Source organism: Pseudomonas sp. NFPP04 (genome assembly GCF_900113815.1).
GTDB lineage: Bacteria > Pseudomonadota > Gammaproteobacteria > Pseudomonadales > Pseudomonadaceae > Aquipseudomonas > Aquipseudomonas extremorientalis.
Window position 1 is genome coordinate 397,966 of the sequence record NZ_FOQS01000005.1, and the last position, 16,630, is coordinate 414,595.

Annotated in this window: 15 protein-coding genes; 7 read left to right on the forward strand and 8 right to left on the reverse strand. The window is 63.2% G+C overall.

Annotated features, from left to right (window positions below; all coding sequences use genetic code 11):
- Positions 1-110: 110 nt before the first annotated feature.
- Together BM017_RS14025 and aqpZ are read left to right on the forward strand one after the other, a co-directional pair.
- Positions 111-1,295: a sugar transporter gene (locus BM017_RS14025; RefSeq protein ID WP_092245199.1), complete on the forward strand. Its 1,185-nt coding sequence runs from the start codon at positions 111-113 to the stop codon at positions 1,293-1,295.
- A 103-nt stretch (positions 1,296-1,398) separates the two neighbouring features.
- On the forward strand, positions 1,399-2,100 hold the full coding sequence (gene aqpZ / locus BM017_RS14030) for an aquaporin Z (RefSeq protein ID WP_092245530.1): 702 nt from the start codon (positions 1,399-1,401) through the stop codon (positions 2,098-2,100).
- A gap of 64 nt (positions 2,101-2,164) precedes the next feature.
- On the opposite strand, the gene tal is transcribed toward aqpZ, so the two are convergent.
- The 7 genes from tal to BM017_RS14065 all read right to left on the reverse strand — a co-directional run bounded on the left by tal (position 2,165) and on the right by BM017_RS14065 (position 9,365).
- Positions 2,165-3,088: a transaldolase gene (gene tal / locus BM017_RS14035; protein WP_092245202.1), complete on the reverse strand. Its 924-nt coding sequence runs from the start codon at positions 3,086-3,088 to the stop codon at positions 2,165-2,167.
- Positions 3,089-3,110: 22 nt separating this feature from the next.
- A complete protein-coding gene (locus BM017_RS14040) occupies positions 3,111-4,064 on the reverse strand; it encodes a sugar-binding transcriptional regulator (protein WP_071491775.1) in 954 nt (317 codons plus the stop codon).
- Positions 4,065-4,126: 62 nt separating this feature from the next.
- Positions 4,127-4,927: a glucose 1-dehydrogenase gene (locus BM017_RS14045; RefSeq protein ID WP_092245205.1), complete on the reverse strand. Its 801-nt coding sequence runs from the start codon at positions 4,925-4,927 to the stop codon at positions 4,127-4,129.
- A gap of 9 nt (positions 4,928-4,936) precedes the next feature.
- On the reverse strand, positions 4,937-5,716 hold the full coding sequence (locus tag BM017_RS14050; RefSeq protein WP_256575376.1) for an SDR family oxidoreductase: 780 nt from the start codon (positions 5,714-5,716) through the stop codon (positions 4,937-4,939).
- Positions 5,717-5,847: 131 nt separating this feature from the next.
- Complete coding sequence (locus BM017_RS14055; protein WP_092245212.1) at positions 5,848-7,359, reverse strand: sugar ABC transporter ATP-binding protein; 1,512 nt, start codon at positions 7,357-7,359, stop codon at positions 5,848-5,850.
- 15 nt (positions 7,360-7,374) lie between these two features.
- Complete coding sequence (locus BM017_RS14060; RefSeq protein ID WP_092245215.1) at positions 7,375-8,307, reverse strand: sugar ABC transporter substrate-binding protein; 933 nt, start codon at positions 8,305-8,307, stop codon at positions 7,375-7,377.
- 50 nt (positions 8,308-8,357) lie between these two features.
- Positions 8,358-9,365, reverse strand: a complete 1,008-nt coding sequence (locus BM017_RS14065) for an ABC transporter permease (protein ID WP_092245218.1) — start codon at positions 9,363-9,365, stop codon at positions 8,358-8,360.
- 362 nt (positions 9,366-9,727) lie between these two features.
- Here BM017_RS14065 and BM017_RS14070 point away from each other — a divergent pair, with 362 nt between their 5' ends.
- The 3 genes from BM017_RS14070 to BM017_RS14080 are packed head-to-tail and all read left to right on the forward strand — an operon-like array spanning position 9,728 to position 12,967.
- On the forward strand, positions 9,728-10,564 hold the full coding sequence (locus BM017_RS14070; RefSeq protein WP_092245221.1) for a transketolase: 837 nt from the start codon (positions 9,728-9,730) through the stop codon (positions 10,562-10,564).
- Positions 10,554-11,486 carry a transketolase family protein gene (locus BM017_RS14075; protein ID WP_092245224.1) on the forward strand — a complete coding sequence of 311 codons (933 nt, stop codon included), beginning with the start codon at positions 10,554-10,556 and terminating at the stop codon, positions 11,484-11,486. Before BM017_RS14070 ends, BM017_RS14075 begins: the two co-directional genes overlap by 11 nt.
- 5 nt (positions 11,487-11,491) lie before the next feature.
- Complete coding sequence (locus tag BM017_RS14080) at positions 11,492-12,967, forward strand: FGGY family carbohydrate kinase (protein WP_092245227.1); 1,476 nt, start codon at positions 11,492-11,494, stop codon at positions 12,965-12,967.
- 175 nt (positions 12,968-13,142) lie between these two features.
- Here the strand turns inward: BM017_RS14080 and BM017_RS14085 are convergent, their stop codons facing one another.
- Positions 13,143-14,087, reverse strand: a complete 945-nt coding sequence (locus BM017_RS14085) for an aliphatic sulfonate ABC transporter substrate-binding protein (protein WP_092245230.1) — start codon at positions 14,085-14,087, stop codon at positions 13,143-13,145.
- Between the two features lie 245 nt (positions 14,088-14,332).
- Between BM017_RS14085 and BM017_RS14090 the strand changes: the two genes are divergently transcribed.
- On the forward strand, positions 14,333-15,271 hold the full coding sequence (locus BM017_RS14090; RefSeq protein WP_092245233.1) for an aliphatic sulfonate ABC transporter substrate-binding protein: 939 nt from the start codon (positions 14,333-14,335) through the stop codon (positions 15,269-15,271).
- The gene (locus tag BM017_RS14095) at positions 15,268-16,593 is read left to right on the forward strand and encodes an LLM class flavin-dependent oxidoreductase (RefSeq protein WP_092245236.1); all 1,326 of its coding nucleotides are present in this window, start codon (positions 15,268-15,270) and stop codon (positions 16,591-16,593) included. Before BM017_RS14090 ends, BM017_RS14095 begins: the two co-directional genes overlap by 4 nt.
- Positions 16,594-16,630 lie beyond the last annotated feature (37 nt).

The following is a 16,630-nucleotide window of genomic DNA, read 5'->3' on the forward strand; positions in this document are numbered from 1 at the left end:
ATTTTGAGCGGGATGAGCGTCAACAGCCGGGCCGGAAACCTATAGAATGCCCGGCGGCGGCGCTTGTCCTGGGTGGCCGTCTGATCATCGTCCGAGTACCGCGCCCTTCAATGACCATTTCAGCCGCAACGCCCCAAGCCAATTGGCAACCGGTCTTCGCCCTCGCGTTGGCCGCGTTTGTGTTCAACACCACCGAATTCGTGCCCGTCGGGCTACTCAGTGCCATCGGCGCCAGCTTCGACATGCCGGTGTCCAGCGTCGGGCTGATGCTCACCATCTACGCCTGGATCGTCTCCCTGACGTCGCTGCCGGTGATGCTGCTGACCCGCAACGTGGAGCGGCGCAAGCTGCTGATCGTGCTGTTCGGCCTGTTCATCGCCAGCCATGTCCTGTCCAGTGTGGCCACCAGCTTTGGCATCCTGATGCTCAGCCGGGTCGGCATTGCTTTGTCCCATGCGCTGTTCTGGTCGATCACCGCCTCGCTGGCGGTGCGCCTGGCGCCGGAAGGCAAGCAGGTGCAAGCTCTCGGCCTGCTGGCTACTGGCACTTCCCTGGCGATGGTGCTGGGTATTCCGTTGGGCCGTCTGCTGGGCGAGGCCATGGGCTGGCGCACCACGTTCCTGGTGATCGGCGCGTTCGCCGCTGCGCTGGTGTTCTGGCTGGCGCGTACGTTGCCGTTGTTACCGAGCCAGAACTCCGGCTCGCTGCGCAGCCTGCCACTGCTGTTCAAGCGCCCGGCGCTGGTGGCGCTGTATGTGCTCACCGCGATGACGGTGACTGCGCAGTTCACCGCCTACAGCTACATCGAGCCCTTTGTCGAAGGCGTGGCCGGCATGAGCGGCAGCGCGGTGACCCTGATCCTGCTGGTGTTCGGCGGCGCGGGCATCATCGGCTCGCTGCTGTTCAGCCTGGTGCACCGTTTCAACCCGCACCTGTTCGTGGTGGGCGCGGTGTTTATCCTGAGCGCCTGCCTGGCGTTGCTGCTGCCCTTGAGCGGAGCCGAATCTTACCTGGTGGTGCTGAGCATTTTCTGGGGCATGGCGATCATGGGCTTCGGCCTGGCCATGCAATCCAAGGTGCTGGTGTTGGCGCCCGACGCCACCGACGTGGCCATGGCGATGTTCTCCGGCATCTACAACATCGGCATTGGCGGCGGCGCGCTGATGGGCAGTTGGGTCGGCAGCCAGTTCGGCTTCGCCTGGATCGGCGTGGCCGGTGGGTTGCTGGCGGCGGTAGCCCTGATCGGGTATTGCCTGGCGATCAGGAAATTTGGGCAGGGCGTTGTAAGCCGCTAAGACCAGACAAGTCCTACACGACATATTGATACCCATTGCTACCGTCGCCTCGGGCCGCCCACCTCCCGTGGCGACGGCACTTGAGCAGCAATGGGAGTTGATTGTGCAAAAACGTTTGACTGCAGAGTTCATGGGTACTTTCTGGCTGACCTTCGGCGGCTGTGGCAGCGCCATCCTGGCGGCTGCGTTCCCCGGGTTGGGTATAGGTTTTGTGGGGGTTTCCCTGGCGTTCGGGCTGACGGTGTTGACCATGGCCTATGCGCTGGGCGGTATTTCCGGCGGGCATTTCAACCCGGCGGTGACCATCGGCCTGTGGGTGGGGCGCCGTATCGAGGGCGCTGATGTGCTGCCGTACATCGTGGCGCAGGTTGCGGGGGCGATTACTGCTGCTGCCGCGTTGTTCCTGATTGCCAACGGGCAGGCGGATTTCTCGGTGGGTGGTTTTGCTGCCAACGGCTATGGCCCGCTCAGCCCCGGTCATTTCGACATGAAGGCTGCCTTGCTGGCCGAACTGATCGCCACGTTTTTCTTCGTCTTCATCATCATGCGTGTGACCGCACCCGGCGCGGTGCCTGGCTTTGCCCCGATTGCCATTGGCTTGGCGCTGACCTTGATTCACCTGGTCCTGATCCCCGTCACCAACACCTCGGTCAACCCTGCGCGCAGCACCGGGCCTGCATTGTTTGCCGGAGTTGATTACCTGGCACAGCTCTGGCTGTTCTGGCTGGCGCCGATCGTGGGCGGCGTGATGGGCGCGGTGGCGGCTCGAGCAATGGATGAGTGCCGTAAAAAAGTGCCCGCCTGAGCCCCAGCGTCGCCATGCCGATTATCTCGGCGGCGACGTTGTGCACGGCGTAACGGTCCAGGGCTCAGAGCGTTGCGAGCACCGCTTCGAGTTTTTCCTGGTCGCGGGCAAACTGGCGAATGCCTTCAGCGAGTTTCTCGGTGGCCATTGCGTCCTCGTTGGAGCCCCAGCGGAACTGCACTTCGTTGAGGGTCTGGCGCGGCTCCCCAACTGCCCCCGGATTCAATCGACGCTCCAGCAGGCCCTGGTCTTCATTTAGCTTTTGCAGCAGCTCGGGACTGATGGTCAGGCGGTCGCAGCCCGCCAGTTGCTCGATCTGGCTGAGGGTGCGGAAGCTGGCGCCCATGACCACGGTGTTGATGGCGTTGGCCTTGTAGTAGTTGTAGATCCGCGTCACGGACTGCACGCCTGGGTCCTCGGTGCCGGTGTAGTCCAGGCCGGTGTTCTTGCGGTACCAGTCATAGATGCGGCCTACGAATGGTGAAATCAGGAACACCCCGGCGTCGGCGCAGGCGGCGGCCTGGACGAACGAAAACAGCAGGGTCAGGTTGGTCTGGATCCCGGCCTTTTCCAGGCGCTCGGCGGTGCGGATGCCTTCCCAGGTGGAGGCCAGTTTGATCAGCACGCGGTCGCGACCGACACCGGCCTGGTCGTACAGCGCGATCAACTGGTTCGCCTTGGCCCACAGCGCGTCTTGGTCGAAGGACAGGCGCGCATCGACTTCGGTGGAGATGCGCCCCGGAATCACCTTGAGAATGCCGCAGCCCACTGAAACCGCGAAGCGATCACATGCCAGGTCCACATCGCCCTTGGACTGGCCCACCGCGCTGCGCAGCAACTCGGCATATTCCGGGATGGCAGCGGCCTTGAGCAGCAGCGACGGGTTGGTGGTGGCGTCCACCGGGCGCAAGCGGCTGATGGCTTCCAGGTCGCCGGTGTCGCACACCACGGTGGTGAATTGCTTGAGTTGTTCGAGCTTGGACGTCATGAGCGGCAGTCTCCGGAAAAGGTTATTGGTTGAGGGCCTGTGCGGTGTCCAGGTCGGTGATCAGGATGTCCAGGTAGCCGCCCTGGAGCGCGCCACGAATGGCCTGGACCTTGTTCAACCCACCGGCCAGGCCGAGCACCCGGTGGATGGCGCGCAGCTTGGGCAGCGCCACCGAGACCACGAATTCTTCATCTTCCTCCAGCACCGGCTTGCCCTGGGCATCGAAGTAACGCAGGCAGATATCGCCCACCGCGCCGCGTTCGGCGAGCAGGCGCAACATGTCTTCGGTGTAGTAGTTGCCGCTGTTGCGCAGCAGTTGCGAGGGCTCCAGGTCGCCGATGCCGACAATCGCCAGGGTGATGCTGTCAAAGCGCTGCAGCACTTCCTTGACCTCTTCCATCTGCACGATGCGCTGCTTGCTCTCCACCGATTGCTCGATGCTTTGCGAGGGCAGCAAAAATGCCGGGCAGTTGAGCAGGGTCGCCAGGCGCTGGGTCAGCAAAGTGGCTTCAAACGCGCCCTTGTGGCCGACGCCGCCCAACAGTTGCACCACTTCCTGGGCGGCCTGTTTGCCCGGCTGCGCGTGCAAGTGGCCGACCATGGCGCGAATGGTGCTGCTCCACGACGAGATACCGATACGGTCCTGGGGCGACAGGCTGGTTTCCAGGTAGTGGGCGGCGGCCGAACCGATGGCCTGCTTGATACTCTCGTCATTGCCGGGCTCGGTGGCTTCCACCACGATCACCCGGCGCACGCCGTAGCGGCGCTGCAACTGGGTTTCCAGTTCCAGGTGCAGGCCTTGCAAGCGCATCACCGTGATCTTCACCACGCCTTCCTGCAGCGCCCGGCGCAGGGCACGGCTGATAAACGATTGGGACAGGTCCAGTTGCGCGGAAATCTCGGACTGCTTGAGCCCTTCTTCGTAATAGAGGCTCGCGATCTTGGTGATCAGGCGCTGTTCTTCGATCTGGCTCATGAAGGCCTCAGGGCTCTTTATAGTAAAAGGCATGACTCAATGGCCGTGAGGATACCAAACCCTTACGACATGATCAGGCCGCCGTCGATATTGATCGCCTGGCCGGTCAGGTAGGCGGCATCGTCCGAGGCGAGAAACGCCACCAGGCCCGCCACATCCGAGGGTTTGCCGGCGCGGCGCAGGGGGATGTTCTTGACCCATTCGGCCATCAATTCACCCTTGCCGTAGCGCTTCTCGTCAGTGCTGAGGATCTCGCCCCACACCCGGTCGTTGTAGTCCCACATCTCGCTTTCGATGATGCCGGGGCAGAATGCATTCACCGTGATGTTATGCCGCGCCAGTTCCAGCGCCAGGCTCTGGGTGATGCCGATCACGCCCATTTTGCTCGCGGCATAGTGGGGCGTGTAGATGAACCCCTGGCGGCCCTGGCCGGAGGAGGTGTTGATCAGCCGGCCGCTGCCTTGCTTGACCATGTACTTGGCGGCCTCCCGGCAGCCGAGCCACACGCCGGTGGTATTCACCTGCAGCACCTTGTCGAAATCGGCACGGGGCATCTTGTCGTAGTGGTCGATGGTGATGATGCCGGCGTTCTGCACCGACACGTCGATGCTGCCAAAACGGGCGTGGCCTTCGCGGTAGAGCTTTTCGATATCGTCTTCACGGGTGACGTCGATGGCCAGGGCCAGGGTGTCGACCTGGTATTCCCGGGCCAGTTGGTCGGCGGTGAAGGTCACGCGTTCCAGGTCGTTGGAAGCCAGTACCAGGTTGGCGCCTTCCTGGGCGAAACGCTCGGCAATGCCGGCGCCGATGCCCCGGCAGGCACCGGTGATGACCACAGTTTTACCGTTGAATCGTTGGGACATGACGAACTCCTACCAGCACACAAAGCCGCCATCGACCAACAGGTCGACACCGGTGCAGAAAGACGAGGCCTGGCTGACCAGGAAAATCGCCGGGCCGACCATTTCTTCCACGCTGGCCATGCGGCCCATGGGCGTGGTCTGTTCAAAGATCTTCACCTGGTCGGCGACTTCCGGGCGCGAGTTCATCGGCGTGGCGGTGTAGCCGGGGCTGATGCAGTTGACCCGCAAGCCCTTGTCGGCCCATTCCATCGCCAGGCTCTTGCTCAGGTGAATCACACCGGCCTTGGAGGTGTTGTAGTGCGCTTGCAGCAAGCCACGGTTGACGATACTGCCGGACATCGAGGCGATATTGACGATGGCGCCTTTGCCACGGGGCAACATCACGGCGGCCTGGGCCTGGCAACTGAGGAAAATTCCGGTGAGGTTGATGTCCAGGGTGGTCTGCCAGCGTTGCAGGTCCAGGTCTTCGGCGGCCTGGGCATTGGCGATGCCGGCGCAGTTGACCGCGACGCTCAGTTGGCCCAGTTCGGCTTCGGTGCGTGCCACCGCCGCGTCCAGTGCGGCGCGCTCGGTGACCGTACCGCTCAAGGCCAGGGCACGACGGCCTAGGGCCTGGATGCGTTCGACGGTGGTGGCGATGCCGGGGCTGCCCGGTAGATCGAAGCAGGCCACATCCGCGCCGGCCTCGGCCAGCCCCACGGCAATCGCCTGGCCAATGCCGCTGCCGGCGCCGGTGACAAAGGCCACTTGGCCTTGAAGACTAAAAAGCTGCATGGATAACTCCGTTATTTGAAATCACAGCCGACCCCTGTGGGAGGGGGCTTGCCCCCGATGGCGGTGTATCAGTTATAAATTTTTCAATTGAACCACTGCTATCGGGGGCAAGCCCCCTCCCACATTGGATCTTCATTGTTTGTGGGTCAGGCAGTCGCCATTTCCATCACCGACACGGGGGTGGCCTCGCCACGTTCCAGAATCCCCATCTGCCGGCCCCGGCTCATGACCAGGACGCGGTGCGACAAACCAAGCACCTCATCCAGATCCGAGCTCACCACAATCACCGCCATGCCTTTGGCCGCCAGGTCCGCGATCACTTCATAGATCGCCGCCCGCGCACCCACGTCGATGCCGCGGGTCGGTTCATCCAGGATGAAGACCTTGGGGTTGCGCGCCAGCCATTTGGCGATGATCACCTTCTGCTGGTTACCACCGGACAAACTGGAGATGCGCGACTGCGGCGCACCTTTCACCCCCAGCCGGGCCACCGCCGTGCGGGCGAATTCGCGCAGCGGGGCAGGGAATACCCAGCCGCGCTTGTCCAGCAGGTCGGTGTTGCCGTAGATCAGGTTGTCTTCGATGCGGTGTTCCACCACCACGCCTTGCTGCTTGCGGTCCTCAGGCACCAGCACCACGCCGGCCTGGATCGCCTCGAAGGGCGAGCGCAGCTGGCGTACTTGACCGTCGAGTACCAGGTGGCCTTGGACATCCTGTGCTGCGCCGGCAATAGTGCGCACCAGTTCGGTCCGCCCGGCGCCGACCACGCCGGCAATGCCGAACACTTCGCCGGCGCGCACGCTGAAATCGATGCCGTGCAAGGCAAATTCGCGGCAGCTGAGGTCCTTGACCTGCAACATCACGCGATCCTGTGGCGCTTGAAGGGCGGGGAAAATCCGCTCCAGGCTGCGCCCGACCATCTGTTCCACCAGTTCGCGCACCGGCACCTGGGCGGTGGCGTGCAAGGCGATCTGGCGTCCGTCGCGCAGTACCAGCACACGGTCGGCGATGCGTGCGATTTCTTCCAGGCGGTGGCTGATATAGATAAACGACACGCCCTCGGCCTTGAGCCGTTCCACCTGTTTGAACAGCAACTCGGTTTCTTCGCCGCCCAATGCCGCAGTGGGTTCATCCAGAATCAACAGGCTGGCCTTGAGGGTCAGCGCCTTGGCGATTTCCACCAATTGCTGGGCCGCCACGCTCAGGCCTTCGACCTTGTGCGATGCCGGCACTTTGAGCCCCAGGCGCTCCAGCTGGATCTGCGCCTGGGCCTCCATGTACGCGCGGTCCACCCGCCCATGACGCATGGGCAGGCGACCGACGAAGATATTCTCGGCGATCGACAATTGCGGCAGCAGGCGGATTTCCTGGTGGATCAGACCGATCCCGGCGCCCAGCGCCGCACCGGGCGAGGCGGGCGCGTAAGGCGCGCCGCGCCAGGTCATGCTGCCCCCGGCTTCAGGCTGTACCAGCCCGGCGATGATCGACGACAAGGTCGACTTGCCCGCACCGTTCTCACCGAGCAGGGCCAGCACTTCGCCGGGGCGGATGTCCACATTGACCTGCGACAGTACCTGCACCGGCCCATAGGCCTTGCCGATATTGCGCAGGCACAGCACCGCGTCGGCGTGGGCGGTGTCCAGGGCTGCTGCTTGCATGACGACCTCCAAGGCTTACGGGTGCTGTTGCAGGAACGGCGCGACGTTTTCTTTGGTGGTCAGCACAGTGGGCAACAGTTGCTCCTTGGGCACGGCCTTGCCGGCGTTCAGGTCGATGGCCGATGCCACGGCCAGGCGGCCCATCTTCTGGGTCTGCTGGGTCATGGTTGCATTCAGCACGCCACTTTCCACGGCCTTGAGCCCGGCGACGTCACCGTCGAAACCGACCACCACGACCTTGTGGTCGAGGTTGCCGACCTTCACCGCCTGGGCAGCGCCCAAGGCCATGGCATCGGCACGGCCGAAGAACACGGTGATGTTCGGGTCACGCTGGAGCAGGTCCTGGGCCACGGCGAAGCCTTTGTCCTGGGCCCACTCGGCGGGTTGCTGGGCGACGACCTTGAGGTCCGGGAAAGCTTTCAAGCCTTCTTCGAAACCCTTGGCGCGATCGTTCTCGGGGGTGGTGCCGAGCTGGCCTTGCAGGATCGCGATGCGGCCCTTGCCATCGGTGATCTTGCCGACGTATTCGGCCAGGGTCTTGGCCCCGGCGACGCTGTCGCTGGCGATAAAGGTGTCACCCGGTGCATCGGGTGCGTTGCGGTCCACGGCGATCACCGGGATGCCGGCGGCCTTGGCGGCTTTTACCGGGACGCCGGCGGCAGTGGCACCAGCAGGGATATAGATCAGCACATCGATCTGGCGGGTGATCAGGTCTTCAATCTGGCTGACCTGGGTGGAGGAGTTGCCCTGGGCATCCACGGTGATCACCTTGATGCCCTTGGCCTTGCCCTCGGCTTCCACCGATTGCTTGATCTGGTTGAAGAAGTCGGCCTGCAGGTTGGCCACGGCCAGGCCGATGGTCAGGTCCTTGGCCCAGGTGGTGCCGGCAGCGGTGAGGGTGGCAGCCGCGAGGGCGGTGGCCAACAGCAGTTTCTTGGGGCTGAACATGTCGGTGACTCCTGGTTTTATTGTTGGAGGGTGTCAACTGTCGAACAGGTTTAACGGGCAGTGCTGGAGCGGCGTCGCAGGGTGTCGATGGTCACGGCGAGGGCGATGACCACGCCGATCACCACTTGCTGAATGAAGGGCGAAACGCCCAGCAGGTTGAGACCATTGCGCAGCACGCCAATGATCAGCACACCGACCAGGGTGCCGCCGATGCTGCCGACGCCACCGCTGAGGCTGGCGCCGCCAATTACGACGGCGGCGATGGCGTCCAGTTCCAGGCTCAGGCCGGCGCTGGGTTGAGACGAGTCCAGGCGCGCGGCCAGGGTCACGGCGGCGATGCCGGCCAGCGCACCGCTGATGGCGTATACCCAAAGGGTGATCGCCCGCACCTTGATGCCGGACAGGCGCGCCACTTCCGGGCTGCCGCCCATGGCGTACAGGTTACGGCCGCCGGCGCGAAAGCGCAGGAACACCCAGGCCACCACCAGCATCACCAGGAACAGCCCGACGGTTGCCGAGAGAAAGCCGAAGTGACGCACCGTGGCCAGGCTGGTGAACCAGTCCGGGTAACCGACGATCTGCCGGCCTTCGGTGAGGATGTTCGCCAGGCCACGGGCCACCGACATCATGGTCAGCGTGGCAATGAACGGCGGCAGCTTGGCATAGGTGATCAAGGCGCCGGACACCAGCCCGGCGAGCATGCCGCTGGCTATCGAGATCGGGATCGCAAACCCCAGTGGCACCGCCTGATCCTGGTACAGCCAGCCGAGCATCATCATCGAGAAGGCCAGCACCGACCCCACCGACAGGTCGATGCCGCCGATCACGATCACGGCGGTCATGCCAATTGCGAGGATGCCCAGCACCGTGACCTGATCAAGAATATTCAGGCCATTGCGCAGCGAGAAGAAGAATTCGGAACTGAAGGAGAAGACCAGCACCAGCAACACCAGGCCGATCAGCGGGCCGCCGATATTGCTGGGAAGCAGTTTCACCAACCGGGGGCGGTGGGGCGGCTTGAGTTCGGCCGGATGCTGGATAGTAGCTTTGGCGTCCACAGTGTTCTCCTGATTTATTTTTTTTGGAGTGCTTTCAAGTGCGCTGAATATTTATGCGTGCTTGACTGTTAATTCAGATTCCAGTGCCACCGTGGCAATGTCAAGCGCTTAATTTTTCCAACAGGCCTCTGGATCGCGACTTTCATCCGGCGCAAAGCCACGGGATAGATACGCGCATGTGGGATTTCGGCCGTTTGTCCGAGGGACATTTCCAGGTTTTATTTGATTTTTCCACCGGTCATTCACTTGACCTGTCGAGCGTTCGGCGTCTAAATAGAAATATATTGTCACTGCTGAATAAATATTCAAATACAGCTTTGCATACTTTTACCCCGCGTGGTCAGCCTCAAAGGAGCCGCTGCATGAATGCCTTCCAGTACGACGCCCACCAGATCAAAGAACAGGCCCGCCTGATCCGGCGCCATGTGATCCGCCTGAATGCCGACTCACCGGCCGGCGGCCACACCGGGGCCGATCTCTCGGAAACCGATATTCTTGCCACCCTGTATTTCCGCATTCTCAATACCGGGCCGGAACGCACTGAAGACCCTGAGCGCGATATCTATATCCAGAGCAAGGGCCACGGTGTCGGTGGTTTGTATTGCTGCCTGGCGCAGGCGGGCTACATCCCCGTCGACTGGCTGCCCACCTACCAGCACTTCAACTCCCACCTGCCGGGTCACCCGGTGCGGCAGAAAACCCCTGGCATCGAACTGAACACCGGCGCCCTCGGCCACGGCCTGCCGGTGGCGGTGGGGCTGGCGCTGGCGGCGAAGATGTCCGGCAGCAAAAAACGCATCTATGTGCTGACCGGCGACGGTGAATTGGCTGAAGGCTCCAACTGGGAAGCGGCGATGGCGGCGGCCAAATACGGCCTGGATAACCTGTTCGTGATCGTCGACAAGAACAAGCTGCAACTGGCGGGCCTGACGGCGGACATCATGCCGCTGGACCCGCTGGACGTGAAATGGGCGGCCTTCGGTTTTCGTGTCAGCGAGTGCGACGGCAACGACGCGGGCCAGTTGATCGAAGCCCTGGAAAGCATGCAGGCCAAGACCGGCGCGCCCCAGGTGCTGATCGCCCACACCATCAAAGGCAAGGGCGTGTCGTTTATCGAAGCCCGTCCCGAATGGCACCACCGCGTGCCCAAGGGTGATGAAATCAACGCGGCACTGGAGGAGTTGAATCATGGCGAGTGAACATCTGGCGAGCGTCATGGTGGAAGCCTTTATTGCCGCCGTCGATGCCGGGCTGGACGTGGTGCCGGTGGTCAGCGATTCCACCTCCACGGCCAAGATCGGGCCGTTTGTGCAGCGCTTTCCCGAGCGTCTGATCAATGTGGGGATTGCCGAGCAGTCGCTGGTCAGCGTCGCGGCGGGCCTTGCCCTGGGCGGCAAGATCGCTGCGACCTGCAACGCAGCGCCATTCCTGATTTCGCGGGCCAATGAGCAGATCAAAGTCGACGTCTGCTACAACCAGGCCAACGTGAAGATGTTCGGCCTGAATGCCGGTGCCAGTTACGGCCCGTTGGCCAGCACGCACCACAGCCTCGACGATATTTCGGTAATGCGCGGCTTTGGCAACGTGCAGATCTTTGCTCCGGCCGACGCGCTTGAATGCCGGCAGATCGTCGACTACGCGCTGCGCTACCACGGCCCGGTGTATATCCGGCTTGACGGCAAGGCGTTGCCGGACCTGCACACGGGCGACTATCAATTTGCCCCAGGGCAGGTGGATATCCTGCGCCAGGGCGCGGACGTGAGCATCGTCGCCCTGGGCTCGGTGGTGCATGAAGCGCTGGATGCGGCACGGGTGCTGGCGGAGCAGGGTATCCAGGCGCAGGTGATCAACCTGTCGTCGATCCGGCCATTGCAGCGTGACGTGTTGCTCAGCGCCCTGCGTGGCACGCGGGCGGTCATCACGGTTGAAGAGCACAACATCAACGGTGGCGTCGGCAGCCTGGTGGCCGAAGTGCTGGCCGAAGCCGGGCTGGGGATTGCCCTGGTGCGCCTGGGCATCGGCGATGGTGAATATGCCGCCGCCGGCGCTCGCGAACCGACCCGCGCCTTGCATAACATCGACGCGGCTGGGATTGTGGCGGCTGCCACTCGGTTGCGGTGAATGCGATGACAGACAATACGCCGCTGATCCTGGCGATAGATGAAGGCACCAGCAACGCCAAGGCGGTGCTGGTCAACGAGCGCGGACAGGTGATTGCGCGGGGCTCGCGGCCGCTGAGCATTACCCATCCGCAGCCGGGGTTTTCCGAGCAGGACCCGCTGCTGATCTGGCACAGCACCCTGGCCGCCATTGAGGAGTGCCTGGCCCAGGTGGACCGGCCGATCACCGCGCTGGCCATCAGCAACCAGCGAGAATCGGTGGTGGCCTGGGACCCGCATACCGGCGAAGCGCTGTCGCCGTGCATCAGTTGGCAATGCCGGCGCTCCACCGCGTTGTGTGCCCAGTTGCATGAGCAGGGGCATGAAGCGCTGATCCTGGAAAAAACCGGGTTGGCCTTGGACCCGATGTTCTCGGCCGGCAAGTTCCGTTGGATTCTCGACCACCTTGAGGATGGCCACGCACGCGCCGCTGCCGGTGATATCTGCCTGGGCACGGTGGACAGCTGGTTGCTGTGGAAACTCAGCGGCGGCCAGGTGTTCGCCACCGACTACTCGAATGCCGCCCGCACGCAACTGTTCAACCTGCACACCTGTGCCTGGGACCCGGCGCTGCTGGCGCTGTTCAAGATTCCATTGGCCGCATTGGCCCCCATCCAGCCCAGTGCAGGCTTTTTTGCCGAAACCGTTGCGGCGGGCGGGTTGCCCGCCGGCATCCCGGTAATGTCGATGATTGGCGACTCCCACGCTGCGCTGTACGGGCAGGGCGGCTTTGCGCCGGGGCTGGTGAAAGCGACACTGGGTACAGGGTCGTCGTTGATGACGCCCATGGGCGGCCCGATTGCCTCGACTCACGGCTTGTCCACCACCCTGGCCTGGCACGACGGTGGTCAACCGACGTTCGGCATGGAAGGCAACATCGTCCATACCGGCGCCGCCGTGCAGTGGGCCTCGCGCCTGGTGGCGGGGGAATCCCTCGATGCCCTGACCGAGCAGGCGGCGCAACTGTCGGATAACGGCGGCGTGTATTTCGTGCCGGCGTTGTCCGGGCTGGGCGCGCCCCACTGGAAGGCCGATGCACGGGGTCTGATCTGTGGGCTGACCGAGGCCACCTCCGGTGCGCATATCCTGCGGGCGTCGCTGGAGTCCATCGGTTATCAGATTCGCGATGTGTTCGAGGCCATGCAGCAGGACATCGGCAGCCCGTTGAAAGAGCTGTGGGTGGACGGCGGTGCGACGCGCAACCGTTGGCTGATGCAGTTCCTCGCCAACCTGCTGCAACGCCCGGTGGTGCGCAGCCTGTCACCCGAAGTCTCGGCATTGGGCGCGGCGCACCTGGCGGGGAGGGCGTCGGGGGTGTGGGCGAGTGATGCAGCGCTGGGGGCGCTGGAGCGGCAGCGGGAGCGGTTTCAGCCGCAGGATGATCCCGCGATGGCGGGGCGTTACACCGAATGGAAAAAGGCCCTGGCCCGCACCCTGTTGTGACCATCGTGATCCAAATCTGTGGCGAGCGGGCTTGCCCCGCGTCGGGCTGCGAAGCAGCCCCCACACCAGCGGCCGAAGAGTGCCTGACTCACCGCATTCCTCCTTCCAGGGTCGCTTCGCAACCCAACGCGGGGCAAGCCCGCTCGCCACAGTTGCAGTACTCCCTGTTACGCCCTCAAGGCTTCCAGGTCTGTACATCCTTGGCATCCACCGCCTTGGGCAATAACCCCGCCTTGAAGAACGCATCGGCGATTTTTTGCTGTTCGCCCAACTGATCGAGCGTCACCGGTTGCACCAGGTAGCTGCGGTGCGCATTGGCTGCTTCAACCGTCGCTACATCCAGGTTGCCCCACAACGGCCCCAGTACCTTGGCTGCATCCTGGGGATGGGTTTTCACCCACTGCCCGGTTTTTTCCAACTGCTCGTACACCACCCTCAATACTTCCGGGTGCGCCTTGGCGTACGGCGTACCGGTCAGGTAGTAACGCTTGTAGCTGGCCAGCCCTGCGCCGTCCGCCAGGGTGCGTGTGGGCAATTGGCGCTGCACGCTGGTCAGGAAGGGTTCCCAGGTAACCCAGGCGTCCACCTTGTTGTTCTCGAACGCCGCGCGACCGTCGGCGGGTGACAGGTAGGCCGGTTCGATATCCGAAAAGGCCAGCCCCGCCTTGGCCAGTGCGGCGATCAGCAAGTAGTGGGTGCCAGCGGCCTTGGTCACGGCGATCTTCTTACCCTTGAGGTCCGCCAGGTTCTGGATCGGCGAGTCCTTGCGTACCACGATGGCCTGGGCGGCGGGCGAGGGCGCTTCCTGGGCGAAATAGGTGAGTTTGGCCTGGGCCGCCTGGGCGAAGATCGGCACGGTGTCGGCCACGTCGGCGCTGATATCCACATTGCCCACGTTCAGTGCTTCGAGCAGCGGCAGGCCGCTGGGGAACTCGTGCCAACTCACGTCGATGTTGTCGGCCTTGAGGGCTTTTTCCAGGGTGCCCTGGGTTTTCAGCAGGGTGATCAGGGTCGAGGACTTCTGGTAACCGATGCGTACGGTTTCCTGGGCCTGCGCGCTGATGGCGACGGACAGAGCCAGCAAGCCGAGGAGTGCGGCGAAGGGGTGAGGTAGGGACATGGCGAGCTCGATCTGTGACGAAATAGGCCTGAGCTTAAAGTTCTAAAAACTATTCGTTAAATACTCTTTCGATCTGAGCTTAGGACGCTTTTCCCTGCCGCCTATGAATTGGGCATAACCATAGAATTATAAGATTCTTTCATCATTGCTCATCGTTAATATAATCGAACAAGCTTTATTGCCAGGCCTGACGCGGTTTTTTGGCATAAGCAGCGCCCTTCATTTCTTCCTCGCCAAGGCCTCCCATGACGTTCAAAAACCTAATCGTCGCCGCCAGCCTGCTGTTCGCCGCCACGGCGGCCCAGGCCGAGCAAACCCTGGATATCAGCTACCAGCGCTCATCCACCCTGTGGATCCTGCTCAAGCAAAATGGCCAGTTGGAACAGCGCCTCAAGCCCCTGGGCTTCACGGTGAACTGGCATGAATTCAGCACCGGCCTGCTTAGCTCGCTGAATGCCGGCAGCGTCGACCTGCACGCCGATGTGGCTGACGCATTCGCGCTGTTTACCCAGGCCGCCGATGCACCGCTGACCTATTACGCCCAGGAAAACGCATCGCCGGGCGCCCAGGCGATCATCGTTCAGGACCCGTCGCCGATCCACAGCATCGCCGACCTCAAGGGCAAGACCGTTGCCGTGTCCAAGGGCTCGGGCAGCAACTACCTGCTGATCTCGGCGTTGAAAAAGGCCGGGCTGACCCTGGCCGATATCACCCCGCGTTACCTGGAAGCCCCGGATGGCGGCGCGGCCTTCGCTAATGGCAGTGTCGACGCGTGGGTGATCTGGGACCCGTTCTTCGCCACCCAACAGTTGGATCACCATGTGCGGGTAATCGCCGACGGCAAGGACGGCCTGGCCGACTACAACCGTTTCTATCTGGCGACGACGACGTTCGCCAAGGCCCACCCGGACGTGTTGCAGGTGACCTTCGACACCCTGCGCGAGACCGGCCAATGGGTGAAAGCCCATCCCAAGGAAGCCGCCGCCATCCTTGGCCCGCTGTGGGGCAATATCGCCCCGGCCACGGTCGAGCGCGCCAATAGCCGCCGCAGCTACGACATCATCCCGGTCAAGCTGGACAACCTCGCCGAGCAACAGCGCATCGCCGACACCTATTACGCCGCCAAGCTGATTCCCAAGCCGTTGCAGGTCAGCGCCATTACCGTGTGGACGCCCAAGCCATGAGCCGCCAGATCCATTTATCCGCGTTCCTGTTGAGTGGGCCCGTGGTGCACAGCCACGCGGTGTGGCGCCACCCGGAAACCGTCGGCAATTACCTCGACCCCGAGTACTACGCGCGGGTCGCCAAGGTGGTGGAAGAGGGGCTGTTCGACTTCCTGTTCTTCGCCGACCGCCTGGCCGTGGGCGACCAGATGGGCGGCTCGCGCGAGTTGGCCTTGCGCTACGGCGCCCAGGACGCCACGCGTCTGGACCCGTTGCCGATCCTGTCTTACCTGGTCGGCAAGACCAGCAGGCTGGGCCTGGGCGCAACGCGGTCCACCACCTATTACGAACCGGCGCACATCGCCCGTGAATTCGCCACCCTCGACCACCTGTCCAGGGGCCGCGCGGCGTGGAACATCGTCACCTCGATGAACGACAGCGAGGGTCGCCTGTTCGGCAAGGACAAGCACCTGGAGCACGACCTGCGCTACGACCGCGCCGATGAGTTTGTCGAAGTTGCGCTGAAACTGTGGAACAGCTGGGGCAAGGACGCGCTGAAACTGAACCGCGAAAGCGGCGTGCTGGCAGACCCTGGATTGATCCGTTCGGTGCAGCACCAGGGCGAGTGGTTCAGGGTGGAAGGCCCGCTGAATATCCCGCGCACGCCCCAGGGCCGACCGGTACTGATCCAGGCCGGTTCTTCCGGGCGTGGTCGGCGCTTCGGTGCGCGTTGGGCCGAGGCGATCTTCACTATCCATCCGCACTTGGCGGCCATGCGTGCGTTCCGCGATGACGTGCGTGCCCAGGTGGTGCAGCAGGGGCGTGACGCCGACAGCTGCAAAGTGCTGACGGCGGTGATGCCGTTCATGGGTGGCAGCGAGGCCGAGGCCCGCGCCAAGCGCGATCGGCACAATGCGCTGGCCCGTCCGGAACTGGGACTGGTGACACTGGCTTCGCAGTTGAATGTGGACCTGTCGCCATTCCCGCTTTCGGCGACACTGGCCGAGATCGCCCAGTCGACGCTGATCCACCCGGCTGCGGCGGAAAAGCTGTTGATGCAAGGCCCGCAAACCACCCTGGAACAACTTGGGCGCATCTTCGCCAGCAGCGTGCGCGTGCCGCAATTGGTGGGTACCGGCGCGCAGATTGCCGATCAACTGGCCGAGCTGTTCGAGCAGGGCGGTTGCGACGGGTTTGTGATCTCTCCGGGGTATTTGCCGGGCTCGTTCACGGAGTTTGTCGAGAGCGTGATTCCGCATTTGCAGCGCAAGGGGCTGTTCCGCACCGCGTATGAAGGGGCGACGTTGCGTGAGCATTTGGGCTTGGCTGATCTGGACAGTTGACTGTGTGGCGAGCAGGCCTGCAGATCCGGGTAGCCAG